Annotated in this window: 25 protein-coding genes; 17 read left to right on the top strand and 8 right to left on the bottom strand. The window is 54.1% G+C overall.

All coding sequences use genetic code 11. The annotated features are described in order from the left end of the window. Positions 1-45: 45 nt before the first annotated feature. Together LRM19_RS07800 and LRM19_RS07795 are read left to right on the top strand one after the other, a co-directional pair. The gene (locus tag LRM19_RS07800; RefSeq protein WP_111965101.1) at positions 46-750 is read left to right on the top strand and encodes a response regulator; all 705 of its coding nucleotides are present in this window, start codon (positions 46-48) and stop codon (positions 748-750) included. After that, positions 747-1,811, top strand: coding sequence for an ATP-binding protein (locus LRM19_RS07795; protein ID WP_271368063.1), 1,065 nt, complete (start codon positions 747-749; stop codon positions 1,809-1,811). Before LRM19_RS07800 ends, LRM19_RS07795 begins: the two co-directional genes overlap by 4 nt. Here the strand turns inward: LRM19_RS07795 and LRM19_RS07790 are convergent. From LRM19_RS07790 to pspF, 7 genes are all read right to left on the bottom strand, one after another. Further along, the gene (locus LRM19_RS07790; RefSeq protein ID WP_271368061.1) at positions 1,792-2,733 is read right to left on the bottom strand and encodes an ATP-grasp fold amidoligase family protein; all 942 of its coding nucleotides are present in this window, start codon (positions 2,731-2,733) and stop codon (positions 1,792-1,794) included. The two genes, LRM19_RS07795 and LRM19_RS07790, sit on opposite strands and share 20 nt — an antisense overlap. Positions 2,734-2,894: 161 nt before the next feature. Further along, positions 2,895-3,701 carry a putrescine export ABC transporter ATP-binding protein SapF gene (gene sapF, locus LRM19_RS07785; RefSeq protein ID WP_115875370.1) on the bottom strand — a complete coding sequence of 269 codons (807 nt, stop codon included), beginning with the start codon at positions 3,699-3,701 and terminating at the stop codon, positions 2,895-2,897. A 1-nt stretch (position 3,702) separates the two neighbouring features. Next, positions 3,703-4,695, bottom strand: a complete 993-nt coding sequence (gene sapD, locus LRM19_RS07780; RefSeq protein WP_248174393.1) for a putrescine export ABC transporter ATP-binding protein SapD — start codon at positions 4,693-4,695, stop codon at positions 3,703-3,705. Beyond that, entirely contained in the window at positions 4,695-5,585 is an 891-nt protein-coding gene (sapC, locus tag LRM19_RS07775) for a putrescine export ABC transporter permease SapC (RefSeq protein ID WP_025913072.1), read from the bottom strand. Before sapC ends, sapD begins: the two co-directional genes overlap by 1 nt. Continuing rightward, on the bottom strand, positions 5,572-6,537 hold the full coding sequence (sapB, locus tag LRM19_RS07770) for a putrescine export ABC transporter permease SapB (protein ID WP_069719064.1): 966 nt from the start codon (positions 6,535-6,537) through the stop codon (positions 5,572-5,574). The genes sapC and sapB overlap by 14 nt, the downstream gene beginning before the upstream one ends. Then, a complete protein-coding gene (sapA, locus tag LRM19_RS07765) occupies positions 6,534-8,174 on the bottom strand; it encodes an ABC transporter substrate-binding protein SapA (RefSeq protein ID WP_115875366.1) in 1,641 nt (546 codons plus the stop codon). Before sapA ends, sapB begins: the two co-directional genes overlap by 4 nt. Before the next feature lie 87 nt (positions 8,175-8,261). Further along, a complete protein-coding gene (gene pspF, locus LRM19_RS07760) occupies positions 8,262-9,239 on the bottom strand; it encodes a phage shock protein operon transcriptional activator (protein WP_271368056.1) in 978 nt (325 codons plus the stop codon). A 166-nt stretch (positions 9,240-9,405) separates the two neighbouring features. On the opposite strand from pspF, the gene pspA reads away from it, so the two are divergent. The 15 genes from pspA to LRM19_RS07685 all read left to right on the top strand — a co-directional run bounded on the left by pspA (position 9,406) and on the right by LRM19_RS07685 (position 23,840). Beyond that, positions 9,406-10,074, top strand: coding sequence for a phage shock protein PspA (gene pspA, locus LRM19_RS07755; protein ID WP_023617933.1), 669 nt, complete (start codon positions 9,406-9,408; stop codon positions 10,072-10,074). A 49-nt stretch (positions 10,075-10,123) separates the two neighbouring features. Next, positions 10,124-10,348, top strand: coding sequence for an envelope stress response membrane protein PspB (gene pspB, locus LRM19_RS07750; RefSeq protein ID WP_023312045.1), 225 nt, complete (start codon positions 10,124-10,126; stop codon positions 10,346-10,348). Then, positions 10,348-10,707 (top strand): envelope stress response membrane protein PspC, encoded by a 360-nt coding sequence (pspC, locus tag LRM19_RS07745; RefSeq protein WP_008501237.1) that lies wholly within the window; start codon positions 10,348-10,350, stop codon positions 10,705-10,707. The genes pspB and pspC overlap by 1 nt, the downstream gene beginning before the upstream one ends. A 12-nt stretch (positions 10,708-10,719) precedes the next feature. Further along, entirely contained in the window at positions 10,720-10,944 is a 225-nt protein-coding gene (gene pspD, locus LRM19_RS07740; protein WP_111965095.1) for a phage shock protein PspD, read from the top strand. Positions 10,945-11,140: 196 nt separating this feature from the next. Continuing rightward, entirely contained in the window at positions 11,141-12,838 is a 1,698-nt protein-coding gene (locus LRM19_RS07735; RefSeq protein ID WP_271368049.1) for a sugar phosphorylase, read from the top strand. Positions 12,839-12,852: 14 nt separating this feature from the next. Further along, entirely contained in the window at positions 12,853-14,145 is a 1,293-nt protein-coding gene (locus tag LRM19_RS07730) for an ABC transporter substrate-binding protein (protein ID WP_133294559.1), read from the top strand. A 22-nt stretch (positions 14,146-14,167) separates the two neighbouring features. After that, positions 14,168-15,049 (top strand): carbohydrate ABC transporter permease, encoded by an 882-nt coding sequence (locus tag LRM19_RS07725; RefSeq protein ID WP_271368048.1) that lies wholly within the window; start codon positions 14,168-14,170, stop codon positions 15,047-15,049. Continuing rightward, a complete protein-coding gene (locus LRM19_RS07720) occupies positions 15,036-15,878 on the top strand; it encodes a carbohydrate ABC transporter permease (protein ID WP_271368047.1) in 843 nt (280 codons plus the stop codon). The genes LRM19_RS07725 and LRM19_RS07720 overlap by 14 nt, the downstream gene beginning before the upstream one ends. Positions 15,879-15,906: 28 nt before the next feature. After that, positions 15,907-16,959: a zinc-dependent alcohol dehydrogenase gene (locus tag LRM19_RS07715; RefSeq protein WP_271368045.1), complete on the top strand. Its 1,053-nt coding sequence runs from the start codon at positions 15,907-15,909 to the stop codon at positions 16,957-16,959. A 17-nt stretch (positions 16,960-16,976) separates the two neighbouring features. Beyond that, positions 16,977-17,765, top strand: a complete 789-nt coding sequence (locus LRM19_RS07710) for a sugar phosphate isomerase/epimerase family protein (protein WP_271368043.1) — start codon at positions 16,977-16,979, stop codon at positions 17,763-17,765. 11 nt (positions 17,766-17,776) lie between these two features. Further along, complete coding sequence (locus LRM19_RS07705; protein WP_271368041.1) at positions 17,777-18,835, top strand: Gfo/Idh/MocA family protein; 1,059 nt, start codon at positions 17,777-17,779, stop codon at positions 18,833-18,835. Beyond that, complete coding sequence (locus tag LRM19_RS07700; RefSeq protein ID WP_271368040.1) at positions 18,829-21,108, top strand: glycoside hydrolase family 65 protein; 2,280 nt, start codon at positions 18,829-18,831, stop codon at positions 21,106-21,108. Before LRM19_RS07705 ends, LRM19_RS07700 begins: the two co-directional genes overlap by 7 nt. Next, positions 21,098-21,763, top strand: coding sequence for a beta-phosphoglucomutase (gene pgmB / locus LRM19_RS07695; protein WP_127731228.1), 666 nt, complete (start codon positions 21,098-21,100; stop codon positions 21,761-21,763). Before LRM19_RS07700 ends, pgmB begins: the two co-directional genes overlap by 11 nt. A gap of 13 nt (positions 21,764-21,776) precedes the next feature. After that, entirely contained in the window at positions 21,777-22,859 is a 1,083-nt protein-coding gene (locus LRM19_RS07690) for an ABC transporter ATP-binding protein (RefSeq protein WP_115875346.1), read from the top strand. Positions 22,860-22,925: 66 nt separating this feature from the next. Further along, a complete protein-coding gene (locus tag LRM19_RS07685) occupies positions 22,926-23,840 on the top strand; it encodes an OmpG family monomeric porin (RefSeq protein ID WP_143345197.1) in 915 nt (304 codons plus the stop codon). 34 nt (positions 23,841-23,874) lie between these two features. On the opposite strand, the gene LRM19_RS07680 is transcribed toward LRM19_RS07685, so the two are convergent. After that, a complete protein-coding gene (locus tag LRM19_RS07680) occupies positions 23,875-24,885 on the bottom strand; it encodes a LacI family DNA-binding transcriptional regulator (RefSeq protein WP_271368037.1) in 1,011 nt (336 codons plus the stop codon). Between the last annotated feature and the right edge of the window lie 112 nt (positions 24,886-24,997).

Genomic DNA, 24,997 nt, shown 5'->3' with positions numbered 1-24,997 from the left:
GATATCTGATAGCGTGCTTAAAGGGATTTCACCCGCGGAGATAACATGCACAAAAATACGCTGATCCTTGTTGTTGAAGATGAAGACGAAATTGCCGAGATACTGATGAGTTACTTAGAGCGTTCGGGAATGAAAACGCTCAGGGCCAGGCAGGGCGAGCAGGCGATAACCCTCAATCGCCTGCATAAACCGGATCTCATCTTGCTGGATATTCATCTGCCCGTATGTGACGGCTGGAGCGTACTTACCACGCTCCGTCAGGAAAGTTCTGTGCCCGTCATTATGGTTTCCGCTCTCGATCAGGATGTCGATAAGCTCATGGGTCTGAGGCTCGGCGCGGATGATTACGTGATCAAACCCTTCAACCCCTCTGAAGTTGTCGCACGGGTTGAGGCGGTGCTGCGCAGGACAAAACCCGCGCTTCAGCAGGCGGGTTCCCTGCCGCTCAGAACGCCCTTTATTACGGTCTATCCGGATGACTTCTACGTGGAAGTCACCGTGGGCGAAGAGGTTATCTCCCCGGTATTAACGACGACCGAATTTAAGTTGCTCACTTGGCTGGTACGATATCCGCGAAAGGTCTGTTCCCGCGAAGAGTTGCTCAACGCGTGCCTGCCGGAAGGTGATACGCTCGACAGAACGGTCGACAGCCATATGAGCAAGTTACGTAAAAAACTGGAACTTGCTGGCCTTTATGGCGTTCCCGAGAGCATAAGAGGCTTGGGTTACCGGCTTGGGGAAAAGAAATGAACAAAGAGTCTGTCCTGAGTCGTCAGATCTTAACGTATATGCTGTTGCTGACGTTTACGATAATTGCCATCGCCATACTGGGCTCCTGGTTTTTTTACTCCTTTATTCTGGATCACCTCCCGGGCGGTCCTGCTGCGGGCGATGACGAGCAGATGACGATGTGGGACTGGGTGTGGATTGGGACCGCGACGACGATCAGTCTGATTACCGCACTCTTTTTCACGGTCAAACTTTCATCGCGAATACTCACCCCGCTAAACGCGGTAGCATCCAGCCTGAAAAAGATTTCACAGGGCGATCTTGACGCACGGGCATTCTGCGCCAGCTCCCGGCTGGGTGAGATCAATCACCTGGTGACGGATTTCAATGAAATGGCGGAAAAATTACAGACGCTGGATATACAGAGGAAATCCTGGAATGCTGCTATTGCGCACGAGCTGAGAACCCCGGTCACGATCTTACGTGGACGGCTTCAGGGGCTGGTTGACGGTGTTTTTACCCCGGACCCGGTTCTGTTTAATAACCTTCTCAAACAGACGGAAGGGTTAACCCGTCTGATTGAAGATCTCCGGGTTATCAGTTCGGATGGCGGGGCGGGATACTCGTTATGCCAGTCCAGAACGGATCTTAAAGGGGAAATACAGAATGCGCTCGATACCTTCATGCCCGAGTTCAACCGTAAGGCATTTACCATCAAAACAGAACTAAGGGATCAGCAATGCGTATTCGATCCATTACGCATCAATCAGTGTCTGACCGTTTTGTTTGATAATGCCTTACACTATTCAACCTCGCGCACACTCATCGTGAAAAATGGCGTTTCTGATAAAGGCAATTATATCCTTATTCAGGACGGGGGACCTGGTATTCCAGGGGAGTTTCATGATTTCTTATTTCAGCCCTTTCAGCGCGATAATGGTGCCAGAGAGTTGAACCCGGAAGGCTGTGGTTTGGGCTTGTCGGTGGTAAAAGCCATCATGCTGGCGCATGGTGGCGATGTTACCTATACCTTATCGAAGCAAAACCACTCGATATTTAAGCTCACCTGGCCCGACTCGTGAGCGTGAGCGGCAGGTCAAATGTGCCTGCCGGCGATAAATGCCATATTTTTCCTAGCTTAGCATCCCATTCCTGCGGGGTAATCGAGAGTTTACCGCGTCTCGGGCTTAAGGTTATTTCACTGAAATAGATTTCATCTTTTTTTAGCATAAGGTCAACGCGGCAGTAGTCAATGCCATCCGCCAGCTCCTGGCATGCCAGCAACGCCTCTCGGAACAAGACCGGTTCGCCCGGCGCTAACGGTGTATTCGGATATTCCATCTGGAAGGGTTGTAAGTTCCAGTGCCTGTCGTAAACGTTGATAAAACCCTGGCCGTTATTATCCGTAAAATCCGCTTCAACATAGTGCGCAACGCCATGAAAGCAATGGATCCTCAGCATTTCCGGCGTTGTGTTTTTGTCAGCATCATCGAAGAGATCGACAAACGGCTCGCAGAGTATACTGGGCGTAATATTTTTGTACTGCCATTCGCGCGTGGTGTAGTAGAGATTTTTCTTTAACGCGAGACTCAGTTTTTTACACGCATCCCTGACGTTAAATTGCGCTTTGTTTGAACATATTATTGTGCTGCCGCTGTCATGATTGCACTTAAGGACGAATTTGTCAGGGAGTACTGAAAAATCAATCTGCGACGCCCGGGTATACACGCCAATTAATGGCACCGTTTTCACGCGCGTTGTTCTGGAGGAAACGTAGGCCCGAACGGCGAGTTTATCGGCAAGCATGGTGTAGAAGTTATTATGGTCATAGACCAGACGATGGCATATTTTTTCACTCAGCGTAGTGGGGGATTGAATGTCAGGGCTTTGCCCGGATATTTTCTTTAGCCTGATAGTATGAAAGTGCAGGTCCGTCATTAAAAAAGAACGGCATTTTCTGATGAGATACTCGGTATATTTTAGAACATAGGTAGTGGTGTTCATTTCTTCTCCTCCGTAATGTCCCGGTATTCTGGAGAAGAACTGTTGATTGATATTGCATAAAATATGGAGCAGGGATGGAGACGAAAGAGTTAAGGATTAAATAGCGAATGAAGTCTATTTAATCCCTAATTTAGTGGGACGATTTTTGTTTGCCGTCGCGCTTAGCGGTCCTTTCTCCATGCATCGGCGGTCAATGCTTCACCAAAGTGACCCGCAATCAGTCGTTTCGTCAGCTCATGAAGCGGGGAGGCCATCACATCCGCGGTGCTGCCGCGCTCAACCACTTCACCCTGGTGCATGACCATCACCTGATCGCTGATGTGCTTCATCATTCCCAGATGCTGGGTAACGTAGATATACGAGATCCCCTGTTTTTCCTGCAATTCCAGCATCAGGTTAATCAGCTGCGAGCGCATCGACATATCCAGCGAGGCAAGCGCTTCATCCGCAACGATCACTTTTGGCCGCAAAATCAACGCACGCGCCAGACCCAGACGCTGTTTCTGACCGGGGGCCAGCATGTGCGGGTAGTAGCTTTCGTGGTCCGGTAACAGCCCAACCATACGCAGGGTTTCGAATACGCGCTTACGGCGTGCCTCCGGCTCCAGGTCGGTGTTCAGACGCAGCGGAAAATCGAGGATCTGCGAAATGCGCTGGCGTGGGTTAAGCGAGGTAGACGGATCCTGAAAGATCATGCGGATGCGCTGGCTGCGGAAAGAGTAATCGCCGAACGTAAGAGGATGATCGTCAATCAACACTTCGCCTGCAGTCGGTTCAACCATGCCGGCGAGCATTTTCGCCAGGGTGGATTTCCCGGAACCGTTCTCGCCGATGATCGCCAGGGTCTGTTTTTCACGCAGCGTAAAGCTCAGCGGCTTCACCGCGTCGACGGTTTGACGATGAAACAGCCCCGTGCGGTAGCGAAAGGTCTTACTCAGGTTACGCACTTCCAGTAAGGTTTCGACCATTTCACTCTTTCTCCATGTTCAGCGGGAAATGACAGGCGTAAAGATGATTTTTTGCCCCGGTCAGGCGTGGCGTCTCGATACATTTACGCTGAGCATAAGGGCAACGCGGCCCCAGACGACAGCCTATCGGCAAAGATTCCAGCAGTGGAATCGCCCCCGGCAGGGTATTCAGGCGGCTTTTATGCGGCATCGCGCTGCCAAAATCCGGAATAGCGCGGATAAGCGCCTGCGTATACGGGTGGTGCGGCGCGGTGATCAGATCTTCACTCGGCGCGGTTTCGACCGTTTGCCCGCAGTACATCACGTCAATTTTATCCGCCCATTTGCTGAGCATTTGCAGGTCATGGCTGATCAGCAAAATAGTGGTGTTGTTGTTCTGGTTGAGACGCGACAGCAGGCGGAAAATTTGCGCCTGCGTGGTGGGTTCCATCGCGTTCGTTGGTTCATCCGCAATCAGCAGGCGCGGCTGATTGGCCAGCGCGATGGCAATCATCACTTTCTGACATTCGCCGTCGGTCAGCTCGTAAGGGAAGCTGCGCATCGCATCTTTGTGGTCTTTGATCCCGACGCGGTGTAAAAGCTCGATGGCGCGACGCTTGCGCCAGCCAACGCGTTGCCACCAGCGGCCTTTGTAGGTCCAGCCGGGAATGTTCTGCATCAGCTGTTTACCCACGCGTTCGGAAGGGTCGAGACAGGACTGCGGCTCCTGGAAAATCATCGAGACGTTGTGCCCGACCAGCTTACGCCGCTCGCGGGGGGAGAGGCGCAGCAGGTCGATATCATCAAACCGCATACGGTCTGCGGTCACGCGCCAGTTGTCTTTCGCCACGCCGCAGATAGCTTTGGCAATCAGGCTTTTTCCTGAGCCGGATTCCCCCACCAGCCCGCGAATTTCACCCTCCGCGAGGGTGATACTGATGCGATCGACGGCTTTAACCCAGCCTTCACCGGTTTTGAATTCAATGGTGAGGTTGCGGATATCAAGAAGCGGCATTATTGCACCCCCGCGTTAATTGCACGGCGAATACCGTCGCCCAGCAGGTTGATCAGCAGCACGCTTACCATAATGGCCGCACCCGGCAGCATGACCGTCCACGGCGCTACGTAAATTAACTCCAGCGCGTCGCCAAGCATCGCCCCCCATTCGGGCGACGGCAGCTGCGCGCCGAGGTCAAGGAAGCCGAGCGCCGCGATGTCCAGGATCGCCATCGACAGGGCGCGGGTGATCTCGGTGACCAGCCCTGAGGCGATGTTAGGCAGCACGGCAAACCACAGAATGTTGAAGGTCGTCGCGCCGTCCAGACGCGCGGCGACGACATACTCTTTTTCCAGCTCATCATGCACCATGCTGTAAACCGAGCGCACGATGCGGGGCAGGATAGCCAGCCAGACGGCGAACATGGCATGCGACAGGTGCGGACCGGCAAAGGCAACCACAACGATCGCCAGCAGCAGGGACGGAATTGACAGCAGCGTATCCAGAATATGGTTAAGCACCGCCGAGCGCAGGCCATGCGTGGAGCCCGCAAAAATACCGAGCGCCAGCCCGCAGATCGTGGCCGCGAGCGTCACCACAAACGCGCCGCCCACCGTCGGGGCCGCACCGCTCAGCAGGCGGCTCAGCACGTCACGTCCGAGGTCGTCCGTTCCCAGGAAGAAGGAGACCTCTCCGTAGCGCGACCAGGACGGCGGCAGCAGCTGATAGCCGAGGAACTGCTGGTCAATGCCGTACGGCGCAAACCACGAGCCAAAGACGCACAGCAACACCAGACCGGCGCAGCCATAAAGGCCGATCATTGCCGTGGTGTCACCATAGAATTTACGCCACACGGTACGCAGCACGCCGGGCGTGCGCTTTTCACTGTATACGTTATCGTAAGGCATACCATTCCTTATGCTTCAATGGGTTAGCCATGGCACCCAGAATATCGGACAACACGTTAACAATAATGACCAGCGAACCAATCACCATCACACCCGCAGAAATAGCGGCATAATCCTGCTGGCGAATGGCGTTAATCAGCCATCGCCCCAGGCCTGGCCAGCTAAAGACCATCTCGGTGATCATGGCCAGCGTCAGCATGGTGGAAAACTGTAATCCCAGGCGCGGAATAACCGGCGGCAGCGCGTTGTGCAGGACGTTGCGGCGCAGTATGGTCAGGCGCGACAGTCCGCGCGTGGCGGCGGCTTTGACATAGTTCTGGTCAAACACCTCGATGGTGCTCAGGCGCATCAGGCGGATCACTTCGGTTGTTGGCGCAACCGCCAGCGTCAGCACCGGCAATACCATATGGCGCAGGGCGCTGACGATCATCTCGTGGCGCCATACGGAATCGGACAGCCACGCGTCAATGATGGCAAATCCCGTCACCGTTTTAACCGTATAGAGCAGATCAAAACGGCCAGAAACCGGAAGCCAGCCCATCGTCAGCGAGAAGAAAAGCGTCAGCAGCAGCGCCAGCCAGAAGACCGGGATGGAGAAGCCGAGCAGGGCGAGGGCGCTGATAAACTTATCCTGCCATTTGTTGCGATAAATCCCGGCCAGCATGCCCACGGGGATCCCGACCATCAGGGCAAAACCGAAGGCCAGAATGCACAGCTCCATCGTGGCCGGGAAAACCTCTTTCAGCTGATCGGAAATAAGCTGCCCGTTAATGCTGGATACGCCGAAATCCCAGTGCAGCAGCCCGTTAAACCAGAACAGCCAGGCATCCCACAGCGACGACCCCTGGAGCGGGGCGTGGGGCGTGAAATAGCTCAGGCTGAAGCCGACAAAGTTCAGGAAAAAGAGCGTCACCAGCAGCAAAAGGAGACGACGCAAGGTAAAAATAATCATGGTTTTTTCACCTCTTGGTCTTTTTCACGCGATACGCCGGCGAACGAGGCGTTGCCGAACGGGCTCAGCACCAGGCCCTTAATATCATAACGATAGGCCTGAAGACGCAGGGAAGAGGCCAGCGGCAGCACCGGCAGCTCCTGGGCCAGGATCTTCTGCGCTTCATCATAGGCGTCGATGCGCGAGGCCAGCTGTTGGGAAGACAGCGCTTTTTGCAGCACGGCGTCAAACTCCCGGTTACACCAGTGGGCGTAGTTGGTCTGCGAGTTTATCGCCGCACAGCTTAGCAGCGGCCGGAAGAAGCTGTCCGGGTCGTTACTGTCGGTAGCCCAGCCGGTCAGGGTTAAATCATGATTCATGTCCATCAGGCGCGCCTCCTGAAAACGGCCTTCAACCGGTACGATGATCACTTTGACGCCCACCTGCGCCATATCCGCCTGCAGCAGTTCGGCGGTCTTGAGCGGGCTCGGGTTCCACGCCTGGGAACTGGTTGGCACCCAAAGCTGCAGCGTCAGGTTTTCCGCCCCCAGCGCTTTCAGCTGTTCACGCGCTTTTGCCGGATTGTATTCCGTAATTTTAGCCTCACCGTCGTAGGCCCACGAGGCGCGCGGTAAAATTGAGGCGGCGGTTTCCGCCGTGCCGTAGTAGATCGACTGCATCAGGCGCTGGTTGTTAATCGCCAGCGCCAGAGCGTGTCGAACTGCAGGGTTATTCAACGGTGGCTTATCGGTGTTAAAGGCCAGATACGCGATGTTCATCCCCGGGCGTAACGTCAGGCGCAGGCGCGGATCGTCGCGCAAAATCGTGAGCTGGCTGGCCGCGGGCCAGGCAAGCACGTCGCATTCCCCGGTGAGCAGTTTCGACAGACGCCCGGTCCCGCCAGAACCCAAATCGACCACCACCTGCGGCATCAGCGGCGTACCGCGCCAGAAGTGTTCATGGCGTTGCAGACGAATATACTGTCCGGCGCGATATTCGGCCAGCTGGAACGGACCGGTGCCGACCGGCTGGCGATCGAGCAGTTCCTGACGATCTTTCTTCGTCAGTTGAGCCGCGTATTCGGCCGACATGACGGATGCATAGTGGGTCGCCAGGTGCCAGAGGAAGGAGGCATCCGGGCGCGTCAGCGTGAACTCAACCGTACGGTTGTCCAGCTTACGCACGCTTTTCACGGTGTCGGCAAACTGCAGGCTGTCGAAATAAGGGAAGTTGCTGCCGTTAACGTTATGCCACGGGTGGTTGCGGTTGAAGATACGCTGGAAGGTAAAGACCACGTCATCCGCATTCAGCTTGCGCGAGGGGGTAAACCACGGCGTGCGCTGGAACGCGACATCATCGCGCAGGTGAAAACGGTAGGTTGCCCCGTTATCCAGCACTTCCCAGCTTTCCGCAAGCTCGGGCACCAGACGGTAGGTGTACGGGTCGACGTCAAGCAGACGATCGTAAAGCTGCGCGGCAAGGGTATCCACAATCAGGCCGCTGCCCGCTTTTTGCGGGTTGAAGGTATCCACCTGGCCGCTTACGCAATAGACGAAGCCGCTGTCACGAATGTCAGGCTGCGGCGTTTGCCCGGGCGCGGCAAAGGCCAGGCTGCTAAACAGACCAAGTGCAAAAAAGGACGATAAAACCAGACGCATAATTTTTAAGGTTTTTAGGTTCGATCTGCAAAGTGTATCGCACTTACGCCTGCTTCGTAAAAATGTCTATGGTAAGTGCTGATATTGTCAGCGCATTTGATGCTTTTTAAGCAACGCTCTTAACTGATGGTAGGTCAGACCCAGCAGTTCAGCCGCCCGTTTCTGGTTATATTTCGCCGTCTTAAGGCTGTGCTCCAGCAGCTGTTTCTCCTGGTCGTGCTGGAACTGGCGTAAATCGAGAGGCAGAGAGGGGAGATCGCCTGAAGACGCTGGTGCCGGCAGCGGCGTCGCGCTGCGCTGAAAAGGATCGATAATGATGTTGTCCAGCTCGGTCTCGCTGCTGCCGTGGCGATAGACGGAACGCTCCACGACGTTTTTTAGCTCGCGGATATTTCCCGGCCAGTGGTAAGCCAGCAGCGTCTCCCGAGCATAATCGCTGAAGCCGGGGAAGAGCGGCAGTCCGAGCTCGCGGCACATCTGAATCGCAAACTGGTCTGCCAACAGCATGATGTCGCTTTTGCGCTCGCGCAGCGGAGGAAGCTGAACGACGTCAAAGGCCAGGCGGTCGAGCAGGTCGGCGCGGAATTTCTCCTCCGCCACCATCTCCGGCAGGTTGGCGTTAGTGGCGCACACCAGGCGCACGTTCACCTGCAGCGGCTGGCTACCGCCGACGCGCTCCAGCTCGCCGTACTCAATCACGCGCAGCAGTTTTTCCTGCACCAGCATGGGCGCGGTGGCCAGTTCATCCAGAAACAGCGTACCGCCGTCGGCGCGCTCAAATCGTCCTGGATGGCGTTTCTGGGCACCGGTAAATGCACCCGCTTCATGGCCGAAGAGCTCGGTGTCGAGCAGGTTTTCATTCAGCGCCGCGCAGTTCAGGGAAATGAAGGGGCCGTCCCAGCGCCCGGATAAATAGTGCAGACGGTTGGCGATGAGTTCCTTACCCGTACCGCGCTCGCCGATGATTAGCACCGGTTTGTTAAGCGGCGCAAGGCGAGAGACCTGTTCCAGCACTTCGAGAAAGCTGTTTGCTTCGCCGAGTAAATTGTCTTTGTATCCAGGCATGATGAAATTAACCACTCCTTAGCGATATTCACCAGGAAAGAGTAATCCTTCATTGCATAAAAATCAATCATGCTCAGTTAAATCAATAAGATAAAAAGTTGGCATGATGTTTGTATTATCAGTACAGCAGGGCATAGCCCGATAACAGAACTATGAGGATTAGATTATGGGTATTTTTTCTCGTTTTGCCGACATCGTGAATGCCAACATCAACTCACTGCTTGAGAAAGCGGAAGATCCGCAGAAGCTGGTGCGTCTGATGATTCAGGAGATGGAAGACACGCTGGTTGAAGTGCGTTCAACCTCCGCCCGCGCGCTGGCGGAGAAAAAACAGCTTACGCGTCGCATTGAACAGGCTACCGCTCAGCTGAACGAATGGCAGGAAAAAGCGGAACTGGCGCTGCGCAAAGACAAAGAAGATCTGGCCCGTGCGGCGCTGATCGAAAAACAGAAGCTGGCTGATATGGTCGCGACGCTTGAGCATGAAGTGACGCTGGTGGACGACACGCTCACCCGTATGAAGAAAGAGATTGGCGAGCTGGAAAACAAGCTGAGCGAGACCCGTGCGCGTCAGCAGGCGCTGACCCTGCGTCACCAGGCTGCGAGCTCCTCCCGCGACGTGCGTCGTCAGCTGGACAGCGGTAAGCTGGATGAAGCGATGGCCCGTTTTGAATCGTTTGAACGTCGGATCGATCAGATGGAAGCCGAAGCCGAAAGCCACGGCATCGGTAAGCAGAAGTCGCTGGATCAACAGTTCGCCGACCTGAAGGCTGATGATGAAATCAGCGAGCAGCTGGCGGCACTGAAAGCCAAAATGAAGCAAGACAACCAATAATAATTCCTGCGGCACCTGAACGTGCCGCATCGTAAGACAAGGAGTACACATGAGCGCGCTTTTTCTGGCCATTCCCCTGACAATTTTCGTGCTGTTCGTTTTGCCGATTTGGCTGTGGCTGCACTATAGCAACCGTTCTTCACGGGGCGAACTTTCCCAGAGTGAACAACAGCGTCTGGTACAGCTCTCCGATGAGGCGAACAAAATGCGCGAACGCATTCAGGCGCTGGAAGCCATCCTGGATGCTGAACATCCAAACTGGAGGGACCGTTAATGTCTGGACTGAATCTGAACAAAAAGCTGTGGCGAATTCCACAGCAGGGCATGGTGCGCGGCGTCTGTGCCGGGCTGGCTCATTATCTTGACGTCCCGGTTAAGCTGGTACGCGTGGTGACGGTGCTGTCGATTTTCTTTGGTCTGGCATTTATCACCCTGGTAGCTTATATCGTGCTGTCGTTTGTTCTTGACCCGATGCCGGAAGGAGAGCTGGCTGCGGAGGGGGCCCCAACCAGCAGCGATCTTCTCAATGCGGTTGATGCGCAACTCGCCGCCGGTGAGAAGCGGTTACGGGAAATGGAACGCTATGTCACGTCGGATACCTTTACGCTGAGAAGTCGTTTTCGTCAGCTTTAAGAGAGAGATGAGATGAAACAACACTGGCAACAGGCCGGTCAGAAGGTAAAACCCGGCCTGAAAATCGCAGGTAAACTGGTCCTGCTGACCGCGTTACGGTTCGGCCCGGCAGGCGTGGCGGGCTGGGCGATCAAATCCGTTGCCCGCAAGCCGATCAGAATGGTGCTGGCCGTGGCGCTCGAACCGCTGTTGCAAAAGGTGGCAAAACGGCTTTCTCGCCGCTACTTATCCCAATAATTCCCGCTGGCGCTAGTCCTTTCCCTGACGGGCGAGGGACTGGCGATAGCTCACCGCATTTCCTCTTTACCCGTTCTTTCTTTGCGGCAGCTCACAATATTGTGCTGAGCTGCTTTGCAATCACCTTTTTCACCTCCCCGGTCCGTTGACAGATATTTTTCATGGGAGTAGATTGCCACTTCGTGGGACCGCTACCATGGAAAATGAAATGAATCCAAAAATTAAAGAACTCATTAATCTTGTTTACGGGGGAACGTTTTCTGAAGCCCATTTAAATGTGCTGCTGGAAAATATCGGAAAGGCCGCCTCTGTTATTACAGAAAAACGTAAAATGGGCTGGGATGAAAAAGATGTCGTTCTGATAACCTATGCCGACCAGTTTTCAGCGAAAGGGGAGAAAGCACTCCCTGTTTTTACACGTTTTTATAACAAATGGCTTTCTCGTTCTTTTTCTCATGTCCATCTTTTGCCTTTTTATCCATGGTCTTCTGACGACGGATTTTCTGTTAGTGATTATCATGAGGTTGCACCTGAAACCGGAACATGGCGAGACGTTGCCGAATTAAAACAGTCAGCCAGTTTAATGTTTGATTTCGTATGCAACCATATGTCAGCCAAAAGCAAATGGTTCGCTAATTACCTGAAGCAAACGCCAGGGTATGACGATTTCTTTATTTCTGTCGATCCTGATACAGATTTATCCGCGGTGACGCGTCCGCGTGCCTTACCGCTTCTTACGCCTTTCACACTGCATGATGGCAGCGTGCGATACCTGTGGACTACCTTCAGCGAGGACCAGGTTGATCTCAACTTCGCCTCCCCGCAGGTACTGATTGCGATGGTCGACGTGCTGCTGCATTACCTGATTGAAGGGGCGCGATACATTCGTCTGGATGCTGTGGGCTTCATGTGGAAAATACCCGGAACAACCTGCATTCATCTTAAGCAAACCCATCAGCTCATCCAGCTTTTCCGCGCCATTACCGAGGCTGTCGCCCCGGGCACGGTGATTATCACCGAGACGAATGTTCCGCATAAAGATAACGTTGCTTACTTCGGTGACGGTGAAAATGAAGCGCAGATGGTTTATCAATTCTCTTTGCCGCCGCTGGTGCTGCACGCGGTGCATTCTCAGGACGTCCGTACGCTGAGCCAGTGGGCGACGTCGCTGACGTTGCCTTCCACGAAAACGACCTGGTTTAACTTCCTGGCCTCGCATGACGGGATTGGTCTGAATCCGTTACGCGGAATTTTACCCGAGTCGGAAATCCTCTCGCTTGTGGAAAAACTTCAGGCTGAAGGTGCGTTGGTTAACTGGAAAAATAACCCGGATGGCACACGAAGCCCGTATGAAATTAATGTGACCTATCTGGATGCTTTGAGTACGCGAGAAAGTCATGATAGCGAACGCATTGCCCGGTTTATTCTGGCGCATGCCGTCCTCTTAAGCTTCCCCGGCGTGCCTGCTGTTTATATCCAGAGTATTCTCGGCTCCCGTAATGATTATGCAGGTGTTAAACGCCTGGGATATAACCGTGCGATAAATCGCGAGAAATATACCGCAGGACAAATTGATAGTGCGCTTGAAGATAAAAGCAGTCTGCGTTATCAGGTCTATTGTGCGTTAAGCCAGTTAATCGCGCTGCGACGTGCGGAAAAAGCATTCCACCCTGACAGTCAGGCTTATTTTAGTGCGTCAGGTGAACATGTTTTAAAAATCGTTCGCGTGGCGGATTGTGGCGAGAAAATAACGGCGCTGTTTAATTTCAGTGATGGCATTCAAACGGTGGGTTCCGATATTCAATCCGGAACGGATTTGATTTCAGGAGAAGTTATTACAGATAAAACGCTGACCCTACATCCATGGCAGGTGTTGTGGATTAAAGAAAACTAAAAAGGACCTTAAAAATGAAAATGCCCAGAATTGTGCTGATTTCAGCACTGGTTTCGTGCGCTTTGTTATCAGGCTGTAAGGATGACAAAAAGTCCGCTGTCACTATTGAGTTTATGCACTCATCAGTCGAGCAGGAGCGTCAGGCGGTTATCACGAAGCTGATCGAAAAGTTCGAGAAAGAGAATCCTGGCATCACGGTAAAACAGGTACCGGTGGAAGAGGATGCCTACAACACCAAGGTGATTACGCTGGCGAGAACCGGCGCGCTGCCTGAAGTGATTGAGGTCAGCCATGACTACGCAAAAGTAATGGACAAGGAACAGCTGCTGGATCGCAAAGCTATCGGCGAAGCCATTAAAGCGGTGGGCGAAAACACTTTCTATGACGGCATCTTGCGTGTTGTTCGTACGGAAGACGGTTCAGCCTGGACGGGCGTGCCGGTCAGCGCCTGGCTTTCCGGCGTCTGGTATCACAAAGATGTGCTGGCCGCGGCGGGCATTCAGGAGCCACATAACTGGGAACAGCTACTGCAAGCCAGCCAGCGCCTTAACGACCCGGCTAAAAAGCATTACGGCATCGCGCTGCCGACAGCTGAAAGCGTGATGACCGAGCAGTCGTTCTCTCAGTTTGCGCTTTCCGGCGGCGCAAACGTGTTTGATGCCAAAGGGAACGTCGATATCGATACCCCGGAAATGGCAAAAGCCCTGGCGTTTTATAAAGCGCTGGCCGCGACCACCATGCCGGGTTCAAACGATGTCATGGAGATCAAAGACGCCTTCATGAACGGTTCAGCGCCTATGGCGGTTTACTCCACCTACATCCTGCCTGCCGTCTACAAGGACGGAAACCCCTCTAACCTGGGCTTCGTTGTCCCGACTGAAAAGTCATCGGCGGTGTACGGCATGATCACCTCCCTGACGATCACCACCGGACAAACTGAAGAGGAGACCGAAGCGGCCGAGAAGTTTGTGACCTGGATGGAACAGGCTCAAAACGCGACGGACTGGGTCATGATGTCGCCTGGCGCGGCACTGCCGGTGAACAAGCTAGTGGTGGGCACCGATGCCTGGAAAAACAACGACGTGATTAAAGCGTTTGGGCAACTGCCTTATGAACTGATTGCGCAGTTCCCGAACGTGCAGGTATTTGGCGCGGTTGGGGATAAAAACTTCACCCGCATGGGCGATGTAACGGGCTCCGGCATTATCAGTTCCATGGTGCATAACGTCACGGTGGGGCAGAAGGACCTTAATACAACGTTAAGCAGCAGCCAGAAGCGACTGACTGATCTTATTTCACAACGATAGGAGCGCTCTGCGGAAGGAAATTATGAAGACGTTGTTTTCTGGTCGTTCAGATATGCCTTTCGCCATGCTGCTGTTGGCCCCCAGCCTGATTTTGCTGGGGGGCCTGGTGGCCTGGCCAATGATTTCCAATATTGAAATCAGTTTCTTACGACTGCCGCTTAACCCGCGCATTAGCGCTGTGTTTGTCGGGCTGGATAATTACATTCGCATCCTCAGCGATGCCGCCTTCTGGCACTCGCTGTGGATGACGTTCTGGTACACCGCGCTAGTCGTGCTCGGCAGTACCGGGCTGGGGCTTGCCGTCGCCATCTTCTTTAACCGGGAGTTTCGTCTGCGGAAAACGGCACGTTCACTGGTGATTTTATCCTACGTCACCCCGTCCATTTCGCTGGTGTTTGCATGGAAATACATGTTCAACAACGGCTACGGCATCGTGAACTATCTGGGCGTTGACCTGCTGCATCTTTATGACCAGACGCCCCTGTGGTTCGACAATCCTGGCAGCAGTTTTGTACTGGTGGTGCTGTTCGCCATCTGGCGTTACTTCCCGTACGCGTTTATCTCATTCCTGGCGATTTTACAGACCATTGATAAATCCCTGTATGAAGCGGCGGAAATGGACGGCGCGAATGCCTGGCAGCGTTTTCGAATCGTTACGCTGCCCGCGATTATGCCGGTGCTGGCAACGGTGGTGACGCTCCGCACTATCTGGATGTTCTACATGTTTGCGGATGTCTACCTGTTGACTACTAAGGTCGATATTTTGGGCGTCTACCTCTACAAAACCGCATTCGCTTTCAATGACCTGGGTAAAGCTGCGGCGATCTCCGTCGTGCTGTTCGTGATCATCTTCGCGGTGATTCTGCTGACCAGAAAAAGGGTAAACCTCAATGGCAACAAATAAACGCGTACTGAGCCGTATTGGTTTTTATCTGGGGCTGGCGGTGTTTCTGGTTATCACGCTGTTCCCGTTCTTCGTGATGCTAATGACGTCGTTTAAGAGTGCGAAAGAGGCAATCTCGCTCCATCCGACCATTCTGCCCCAGGAGTGGACGCTGCAGCATTACATCGACATCTTTAACCCGCTGATCTTCCCGTTTGTGGATTACTTCAAAAACAGCATGGTGGTATCGCTGACCTCCTCGGTGATTGCCCTATTTCTCGGCACGCTGGGTGCTTATGCCTTGTCCAAACTGCGTTTTAAAGGACGCACGACGATCAATGCAAGCTTCTACACCGTATATATGTTCTCAGGGATCTTGCTGGTGGTGCCGCTGTTCAAAATCATCACCGCCCTCGGGATCTACGACACCGAGCTGGCGCTGATCGTCACCATGGTGACCCAGACATTGCCGACAGCGGTGTTCATGCTGCGCAGCTATTTCGACACCATCCCGGACGAAATCGAAGAAGCCGCGATGATGGACGGCCTCAACCGCCTGCAAATCATCTTTCGCATCACCGTCCCGCTTGCGATCTCAGGACTCGTATCGGTGTTTGTCTACTGCTTTATGGTGGCGTGGAACGACTACCTGTTTGCGTCAATTTTCCTGTCCAGCTCTGGCAATTTCACCTTGCCGGTCGGGCTGAACACGCTCTTTAGCACGCCAGATTATATCTGGGGTCGCATGATGGCGGCATCGCTGGTGACGGCGCTTCCGGTGGTCATCATGTACGCCCTGTCTGAACGGTTTATTAAAAGTGGTTTGACCGCCGGTGGCGTGAAGGGCTGAGGCGGCCAATATTAACAAGGAGTCAGTCATGAAAAAATTAGTTGCGACAGCGCCACGCGTGGCGGCGCTGGTGGAATATGAAGATCGTCCGGTTGCAGTCCATGAAGTAAAAATTCGCGCCCGTTTTGGCGCGCCAAAACACGGTACAGAAGTGGTGGATTTCCGCGCCGCCAGCCCGTTTATTGATGAAGAATTCAACGCGGAGTGGCAGATGTTCACGCCGCGTGAAGAGGGCGCAGCGCGCGGTATTGAGTTCGGTAAGTTCCAGCTGGGTAACATGGTTGTTGGCGACATTATTGAATGCGGTGCGGACGTGACGGATTACCAGATCGGCGATCTTGTCTGCTGCTACGGCCCGTTGCAGGAAACGGTCATCGTCAACGCGGTGAACAACTATAAGCTGCGTAAAATGCCGCAGGGCGCGTCCTGGAAGAACGCCGTCTGCTACGATCCGGCGCAGTTCGCCATGAGCGGCGTGCGTGATGCCAACGTCCGCGTGGGCGACTTTGTCGTCGTGGTCGGTCTGGGAGCAATCGGGCAGATTGCGATTCAGCTGGCTAAAAAAGCCGGTGCGTCAGTGGTTATCGGCGTTGATCCAATCGAACACCGCTGCGAGATCGCCCGTCGTCACGGCGCGGACCACTGCCTGAACCCAATCGGCACCGATGTCGGCCTGGAAATCAAAAAGCTGACCGGCAAGCAGGGCGCGGACGTGATCATCGAAACCAGTGGTTTTGCCGATGCGCTGCAGTCCGCGCTGCGCGGGCTCGCCTACGGCGGCACCATCTCCTACGTAGCCTTCGCGAAACCGTTCGCTGAAGGCTTTAACCTCGGCCGCGAGGCGCATTTCAATAACGCGAAGATTGTCTTCTCCCGCGCCTGCAGCGAACCAAACCCGGACTATCCGCGCTGGAGCCGCAAGCGTATCGAAGAGACCTGCTGGGAACTGCTGATGAACGGTTATATCAATTGTGAAGATCTGATCGACCCGGTTGTGACCTTCACCACCAGCGCTGAAAGCTACATGAAATATGTGGACCAGCATCCGGAACTGAGCATCAAAATGGGCGTCACTTTTTAAGCTAAGGAGAGCAAATCATGAAAATCGCAACACAGAACCAGGCTTTTTTCCCGGTCAATATCATGGAGAAATTCGAGTACATCAAAGCGATGGGGTTTGATGGCTACGAAATTGACGGCAAGCTGCTGGTGGAAAACCTCGCCGAGGTGAAAGCGGCCATCAAAGCCACTGGTCTGCCAGTGACGACGGCCTGCGGTGGATACGATGGCTGGATCGGCGACTTCATCGAAGAGCGCCGTCTGAACGGATTACAGCAGATTGAACGCATTCTGGAAGCGCTGGCTGAGGTGGGCGGTAAGGGCATTATCGTGCCTGCCGCGTGGGGGATGTTTACCTTTCGACTGCCGCCAATGACCTCTCCACGCAGCCTTGAAGGCGACCGCAAAGCGGTGAGTGCTTCGCTGCGCTGGCTGGATGAGGTGGCAGCGCGCACCGGAACCACCGTCTATCTGGAGCCGCTGAACCGCTATCAGGATCATATGATTAATACCCTGGCAGACGCGCGTCGATACATCGAAGAGAACGGCCTGAAGCATATGCAGATCATCGGCGATTTCTATCATATGAACATCGAAGAAGACTCGCTGACGGATGCGCTGCATCGGAACCGCGATCTGCTTGGCCATGTGCACATCGCCGATAATCACCGCTACCAGCCGGGCAGCGGCAGCATCGATTTTGCCAGCCTGTTCGATCAGCTGCGTGCGGATAACTACCAGGGTTACGTGGTATATGAGTGCCGTGTTCGCGCCGATGATCCGGCTCAGGCATACCGGGATTCGCTCACTTATCTGCGTAAATGCTAAGGATGACGAGCGTGATGAGTGCTTCTACACCTTCGCCTCTGCGCGTCGCCATCATTGGCGCCGGGCAGGTCGCGGATAAAGTGCACGCCTCGTATTACGCCACGCGCAGTGATGTTCAGATGGTGGCTGTCATGGACAGCCACCCTGAACAGGCTCGGGCGTTTGCGGAACGTCATGGTATTCCCTCGGCATGGAAGGATGCGCGAGAAATGCTCGAGGCGGTAAAGCCGGATGCGGTGAGCGTCTGTTCGCCTAACCGGTTTCATTTCGAGCACGTCATGGCAGCGCTGGAAGCAGGCTGCCATGTGATGTGTGAAAAACCGCCTGCTATGACGCCGCAGGAGGCCGATCGGATGCGCCTGGCTGCGCGCAAGGCGGGAAAAGTGCTGGCGTATAATTTTCACCATCGTTTTGCCCTGGATACTCAGCTGCTGCGCGATGCGGTAATGAACGGAACGCTCGGAGAAATTTACTTCACGTCAGCGCAGGCGCTGCGTCGCTGCGGTGTGCCAGGGTGGGGCGTTTTTACCAATAAATCGCTACAGGGCGGTGGTCCGCTGATTGATATCGGCATCCATATGCTTGATGCAGCAATGTATGTTCTGGGGTTCCCGGCGGTAAAACGGGTGACCGCGCATAGCTATCAGAGGCTGGGCAACCGTAAAAGCAGCGGTCAGTTTGGCGCGTGGGATCCCACGCAGTTTACCGTCGAAGATGCTCTGTTTGGCACGATTGAATTTTGCAACGGCGGCATTCTGCGTCTGGACACGTCGTTTGCGCTCAATATCCGCGAGCAATCGATCATGAATGTCGCATTCTGCGGTGAAAAGGCGGGTGCCACGCTGTTCCCGGCGCACATCTACAACGACGAAGCTGGTGTTTTACAAACTCTTACCCAGCGCGAAGAGGCTGACGACCAACGCCACCTGCGCAGTATGGATGCCTTCGTGCGCCATGTGCAGGGAGAGCCCGTTATGATCGCTGATGCGGAGCAGGGGCTGATTATCCAGCAGCTTGTCGCCGCGCTGTATGAATCAGCAGAAACAGGGGGAAGCGTGACGTTATGCTAAACGTGTCTGTATTAACCGACCCGGGCTTTTGTCCGCACAGTCTGAATAAATACGCCTCCATCATGGCCTGCGGTAATGGCTACATGGGGATCCGCGCTGCGCATGAAGAGGATTACACCCAGCAAACCCGAGGCATGTATCTTGCGGGTCTGTATCATCGTGCTGGTCGCAACGAGACCACTGAGCTGGTCAATTTGCCCGATATCACCGGTATTGAGGTTGAGCTGGACGGGGTGAATTTTACCCTTCTGTCGGGGGACATTCTCGAGTGGCAGCGCGAGCTGGCGTTTGCTAATGGCGAACTTCGTCGCAGCGTCATCTGGCGCTCGCCCGACGGGAAACGCTATCGACTGGAGAGTCGCCGTTTTGTCTCTCTGGATCAGCTGCCGCTGGTGGCCATGCAGCTTGCGATCACCCCGCTTGATGCTGCCTCACAGGTGGTGATGAAAACCGGCATTGATGCGACACAAACCAATACCGGCCGGCAGCATCTGGATGAAATTTCCGTCAGGGTGTTCGACCAGCACTATATGCAGGGTGTGTATGAAACGCAGAACCGGGCGTCAGAAGTTGTTGTTTCGGCGTTTTGTCAGCTCTCTGCGAAGAGCGACAGCTGCTTCACCGCCAAAAATCGTCGGGTCTCTGCGCACTATTGCCTGACGATACCGCAAGGTGACACTGTCACTCTGGATAAGATTGTCTGGGTTGCCCATCGCAGCGATAAAGCCCTTTCGCAGGAGTCGTTCGCGCGAAGGGCGCTGGCGGATCTCAAGGTTTGTGCGGCAAGGGGGTATGCCTCGCTGCTGGAGAGTTCATCCTGCGCATGGGAAGACGTATGGCGTAACGCCCGGGTGGAAGTGGCTTCTGCTGCTCCTGACGATCAGATGGCGCTGGACTATGCCGTCTGGCATCTGACCACCATGACGCCCGCCCATGATGATCGAAGCAGCATTGCCGCTAAGGGATTGACCGGCGAGGGGTATAAAGGACACGTCTTCTGGGATACCGAAATATTCCTGCTGCCTTTCCATCTTTTCACCCGTCCGCAGGTGGCCCGCAATCTTCTGCGCTATCGCTGGCTTAACCTGGCCGGGGCCCGGGAAAAAGCCCGCCGCAACGGCTGGCCGGGCGCACTTTTCCCGTGGGAGAGCGCCTCGAGCGGCAAAGAGGAAACGCCGGAGTTCGCGGCTATCAACATCCGAACCGGCATGCGCCAGAAGGTGGCCTCCGCGCTGGCTGAACACCACATCGTGGCGGATATTGCCTGGGCCGTCGTCGCTTACTGGCAGGCGACACACGATGATGCCTTTATGCGAAATGAAGGCCTGACGCTGCTGATGGAAACTGCTGCGTTCTGGATGGGCCGCGCAACGGAGGTAGACGGGCGCCTGGAAATTCATGATGTGATTGGGCCTGACGAATACACCGAGCATGTGAACAACAACGCCTATACCAATTATCTGGCGTGGCATAACGTTGCCTGCGCTCGCCGGTTTATGGCGATGTTTGGGCGCGAGGATGACGGTTTTACGCAGAAAGCGACACGGTTCCTGACGCGCTTATGGCTGCCGGAGGCCAATTCAGACGGTGTGATCCCGCAGGATGATACCTTCATGGCGAAACCAGCCATTGACCTGAGCCGCTATAAAGCAAAAGCAGGGAAGCAGACCATTCTGCTCGATTACTCCCGCGCGGAAGTCAACGACATGCAGATCCTGAAGCAGGCTGATGTGGTAATGCTTACCTACCTCTTGCCGGAGCGGTTTACCCCACAGCAATGTGCCGCCAATCTGGCTTTCTACGAGCCCCGCACGATCCATGACTCTTCGCTGAGCAAGGCCATACACGGCATTGTGACCGCCCGCTGTGGTGACACCGAAGGTGCCTACGCCTTCTGGCGTGATGGCGTCGCTATTGACCTTGGGGACGATCCACACAGCTGCGATGACGGTATTCATGCCGCGGCGACCGGCGCTATCTGGTCCGGCGTCATCCAGGGGTTTGCCGGTATGCAGATTGTGGAAGGGGAACTACATCTTGCGCCCAGCCTGCCGGCCCACTGGCGAAGGCTTGCTTTCCCCCTGCGCTGGCGGAACGCAACGCTGCACGTCACCTATGAAAATGAGGTGTTAACCATTGAAACGACGACACCTGTCACTCTGACGCTGTGGGGCAAGACGCTACGCGTAGCGGGGCGCAAGGTATGCGCTTATAAGGATTTTCTTGCACCTGTAAATGGGACCGCTACCACGCAGGGGCGCCATGACGCTTAAGGCTGTTGTATTCGATCTGGACGGTGTTATCACCGATACCGCACACCTCCATTTTCTGGCCTGGCGTGCAGTGGCTGACGAAATCGGCATCACCTTCGACGAAGTGTTTAATGAACAGCTGAAGGGAATTAGCCGCATGGATTCCCTTCAGCGCATCCTGAAGCATGGCGGGAAAGAGGGGATGTTTAGCGATGAGCAGTGCCTCGCGCTGGCGACGAAAAAAAACGCGCTTTATGTCCAGTCTCTGGCGTCGCTGACGGAAGATTCACTGCTTCCGGGTATTCGTGACGTGCTGACGGATATACGTAAAGCGAACGTCAAAACTGGACTCGCCTCCGTTTCCCTGAATGCCCCAGGGATCCTGCACGCGCTGGGCATTTATCAGGCCTTCGATTATTGCGCCGATGCTTCCCGTATTCGCCGCTCAAAGCCAGATCCGGAGATCTTCCTTGCAGCCTGTGCTGGCCTGAATGTGCGTCCTGAAGAGGCCATGGGCATCGAAGATGCACCTGCAGGCGTAGCGGCGATCAACGCGGCGGGCATGCTGTCGGTTGGGGTGGGTTCTGGCCTGAACCATGCGGGACTACAGCTTCATTCAACGCGGGAACTGACCTGGAAATGCCTTACCGAGTTTTGGGCATCCCGGACGTATTGATAAGGAATTAACAATGGCTCAACTGTCTCTGAAAAACATTCAGAAAATCTATGATAACCAGGTCCACGTGGTTAAGGATTTCAATCTCGAAATCGAAGACAAGGAGTTCATCGTCTTCGTCGGGCCTTCAGGCTGCGGTAAATCCACGACGCTGCGCATGATCGCCGGTCTGGAGGAGATCTCCGCTGGCGAACTGGTGATTGACGGCGTTTGTATGAACGATGTGCCCGCCAAGTCACGCGATATCGCCATGGTATTCCAGAACTATGCGCTTTATCCGCATATGACGGTCTACGACAACATGGCGTTCGGCCTGAAGATGCAAAAAATTGCGCCTGCGGTTATCGAAGAGCGCGTTAACTGGGCGGCACAGATCCTCGGATTACGTGAATACCTAAAGCGTAAACCCGGCGCGCTGTCCGGCGGCCAGCGCCAGCGCGTGGCGTTAGGCAGGGCGATCGTACGTGAGGCGGGCGTGTTCCTGATGGATGAACCGCTCTCAAACCTCGATGCCAAGCTTCGCGTGCAGATGCGGGCTGAAATTAGCAAGCTGCATCAGAAGCTTAACACCACCATGATTTACGTGACCCACGATCAGACGGAAGCCATGACGATGGCGACCCGCATCGTGATCTTAAAAGACGGCATTATTCAGCAGGTCGGTGCACCTAAGCAGGTTTACAACGAACCGGCAAACATGTTTGTCGCAGGGTTTATTGGATCGCCAGCCATGAACTTCATTCGCGGTGCTATCGACGACCGCTATTTCGTTACGGAAACGCTGCGTCTGGCGATCCCGGAAGACAAGCTCGCTTCACTGAATGCCGCAGGGTATCAGCGCAAAGCCGTGGTCTTTGGGATCCGCCCGGAAGATATTCTCACTCTGCAGAGCAGCGGTAAAAATATCGAGGCGAAAGTCAGCGTAGCCGAACTGACCGGCGCGGAGTTCATGCTCTACGCCACCGTTGGCGGTCATGAGCTGGTTGTTCGTGCTGGCGCTGCGAATGATTATGCCGCTGGGGATAATATCGGCATCCAGTTCGATATGAATAAGTGCCATTTCTTCGACGCTGAAACCGAAGCGGCTATTAGATAAGAAAGGTGTTCGCCGGAAATACCCATTTCCGGTTTTTTTGTTTGTTACTTATAAAGGGAATATTTGATGAGTACTCTACTAAAAAGTGCTGCGCTCGTGCTGTGCGCAGGGGTTAGCTGCGCACACGCAACAGAAAGCGCTAAAAAGTGGGAATTTAATATTGGCGCGATGTATGAAATAGAAAACGTCGAAGGCCAGGGGGAGGATAAAGACGGGTTATATGAACCTTCCGTGTGGTTTAATGCGACCTGGGATGCCTGGACTATTTCGCTGGCGATGTATCAGGAAGGGCCGGTTGATTATAGCAGCATGACCCGTGGCACCTATTTCGATCGTCCTGAATTTGAATTACGCTATCGCTTTATCGGAACAGATGATTTTACGTTCGGTCTGACCGGAGGCTTCCGTAATTACGGCTATCACTTTAAGGATGAACACGGCGCCAGAGACGGCAGCGCTAATATGCAGCGCTACAAAATTCAGCCTGACTGGGATATAAAATTAACCGACGACTGGCGTTTTGGCGGCTGGTTTGCCATGTATCAGTTTGCTAACGATCTGGAAAAAACCGGCTATTCAGACAGCCGCGTCGAAACCGAAACGGGCTTTACCTGGACCATTAACGACACCTTTGCTGCTAAAGTGAATTACTATTTAGAACGCGGGTTCAACATGGACGGTTCCCGCAATAACGGAGAATTCTCCACCCAGGAAATTCGTGCCTATCTGCCAATTTCGTTAGGCCAGACCACCTTAACGCCTTACACACGACTGGGGCTCGATCGCTGGTCGAACTGGGACTGGCGGGACGATCCCGAGCGTGAAGGACATAATTTCAACCGCCTGGGTATGCAGTACGCCTATGACTTCAATAACGGTTTATCCATGACGCTTGAATACGCCTATGAATGGGAAAATCATGACGAGGGTAAAAACGACCGCTTCCACTATGCGGGCGTTGGCGTAAATTACGCTTTCTGATCGTGTGTCTTCCAGGGGCTAACTGCCCCTGGTTTTAGCGCAGCGAGGCCGCCAGTATAAAATGGGTATCAACCAGCACTTTTTGCGGGGCGGGATGACCTGCAATACGCCTGAAAAGTAGATCGCAGCTCTCTTCCCCCAGCTTTCGGGTGGGGATATCAAACCCGCCAGGTGCGGGCGTTAAAATGAGAGACAGCATCGGGTCACTGTATCCGGCTATCACCACCTGCTCTGGAATCATCAGATTCAACTCATCCGCCGCACGATAGAGGCTGAGTAACTTCATGCTGTCGGTAGCGAATACCGCATCGGGCGGCGTGGATGAAGACAACAGCTCCAGAGCCGCAGTAAGCGCGCTCTCATGGGTATAACCGCCATCCCTGATCCAGTCCGGGTTAAGGGCAATATGGTGCTTTTCCAGGCTGGCTTTAAAGCCCGCAAGGCGATCGATCGAAACATGATAATCAAGCGGGGCATGCAGACAGGCAATTTTACGGCGTCCGTTTTTAATAAAGGTTTCGGTCAGCGTGGCGCTGTCATGGAAATTATCTGTGTCGACGGAATAGATATTTTGATACTCACCTTCCACTTTGCCGATAACCACTACCGGTACGCCATACTCATCCAGCGTGGTGAAAAAGGATTCATTTGCCGGTGAGCTCAGCATAATGATCCCTTTGATCATCTTTTGTTTAATTTTACTCACGCATTTCAGCAGATCGTCCTCGCTGCTTTTTGAGGTTTGTAAAATAACGTCAAATCCTTCTTCTTCCGCTTTTGCCGTAATGGCATGAAGGATATCGGAGAAAAAGGGGTTACCGGCAGTGGTTTTGGTTGAACGGGTCGAAATAACCATGATGGCATCAAAGCCTGAAGAGGTCAGGGCACGGGCCAGTTTGTTGGGCTGATAATTTAATTCGTCAATCGCCTTCAGCACTTTTTCACGCGCTTCGGGAGAAATATTCGTTTGTTTATTCAGAACGCGGGAAACGGTTGATTTCGATACGCCCGCAACCCGTGCGATATCATAGATGGTGGGTGACATACACCTTACTCACTCCGGACTGACAGCAATGCCGTTCATCTTACTGGAGAGAAAACGGCAATAGCAATAAATAAGAATTGATAATCAACGATCTGCCCCCATTTATTGTATT

The sequence above is a fragment of the Enterobacter sp. PI-10 genome, assembly GCF_027947695.1.
In the GTDB taxonomy this organism is placed as follows: Bacteria; Pseudomonadota; Gammaproteobacteria; order Enterobacterales; family Enterobacteriaceae; genus Enterobacter; species Enterobacter vonholyi.
Note: the sequence above shows the minus strand (reverse complement) of the source record. Positions and strands in the feature narration are given on the sequence as shown.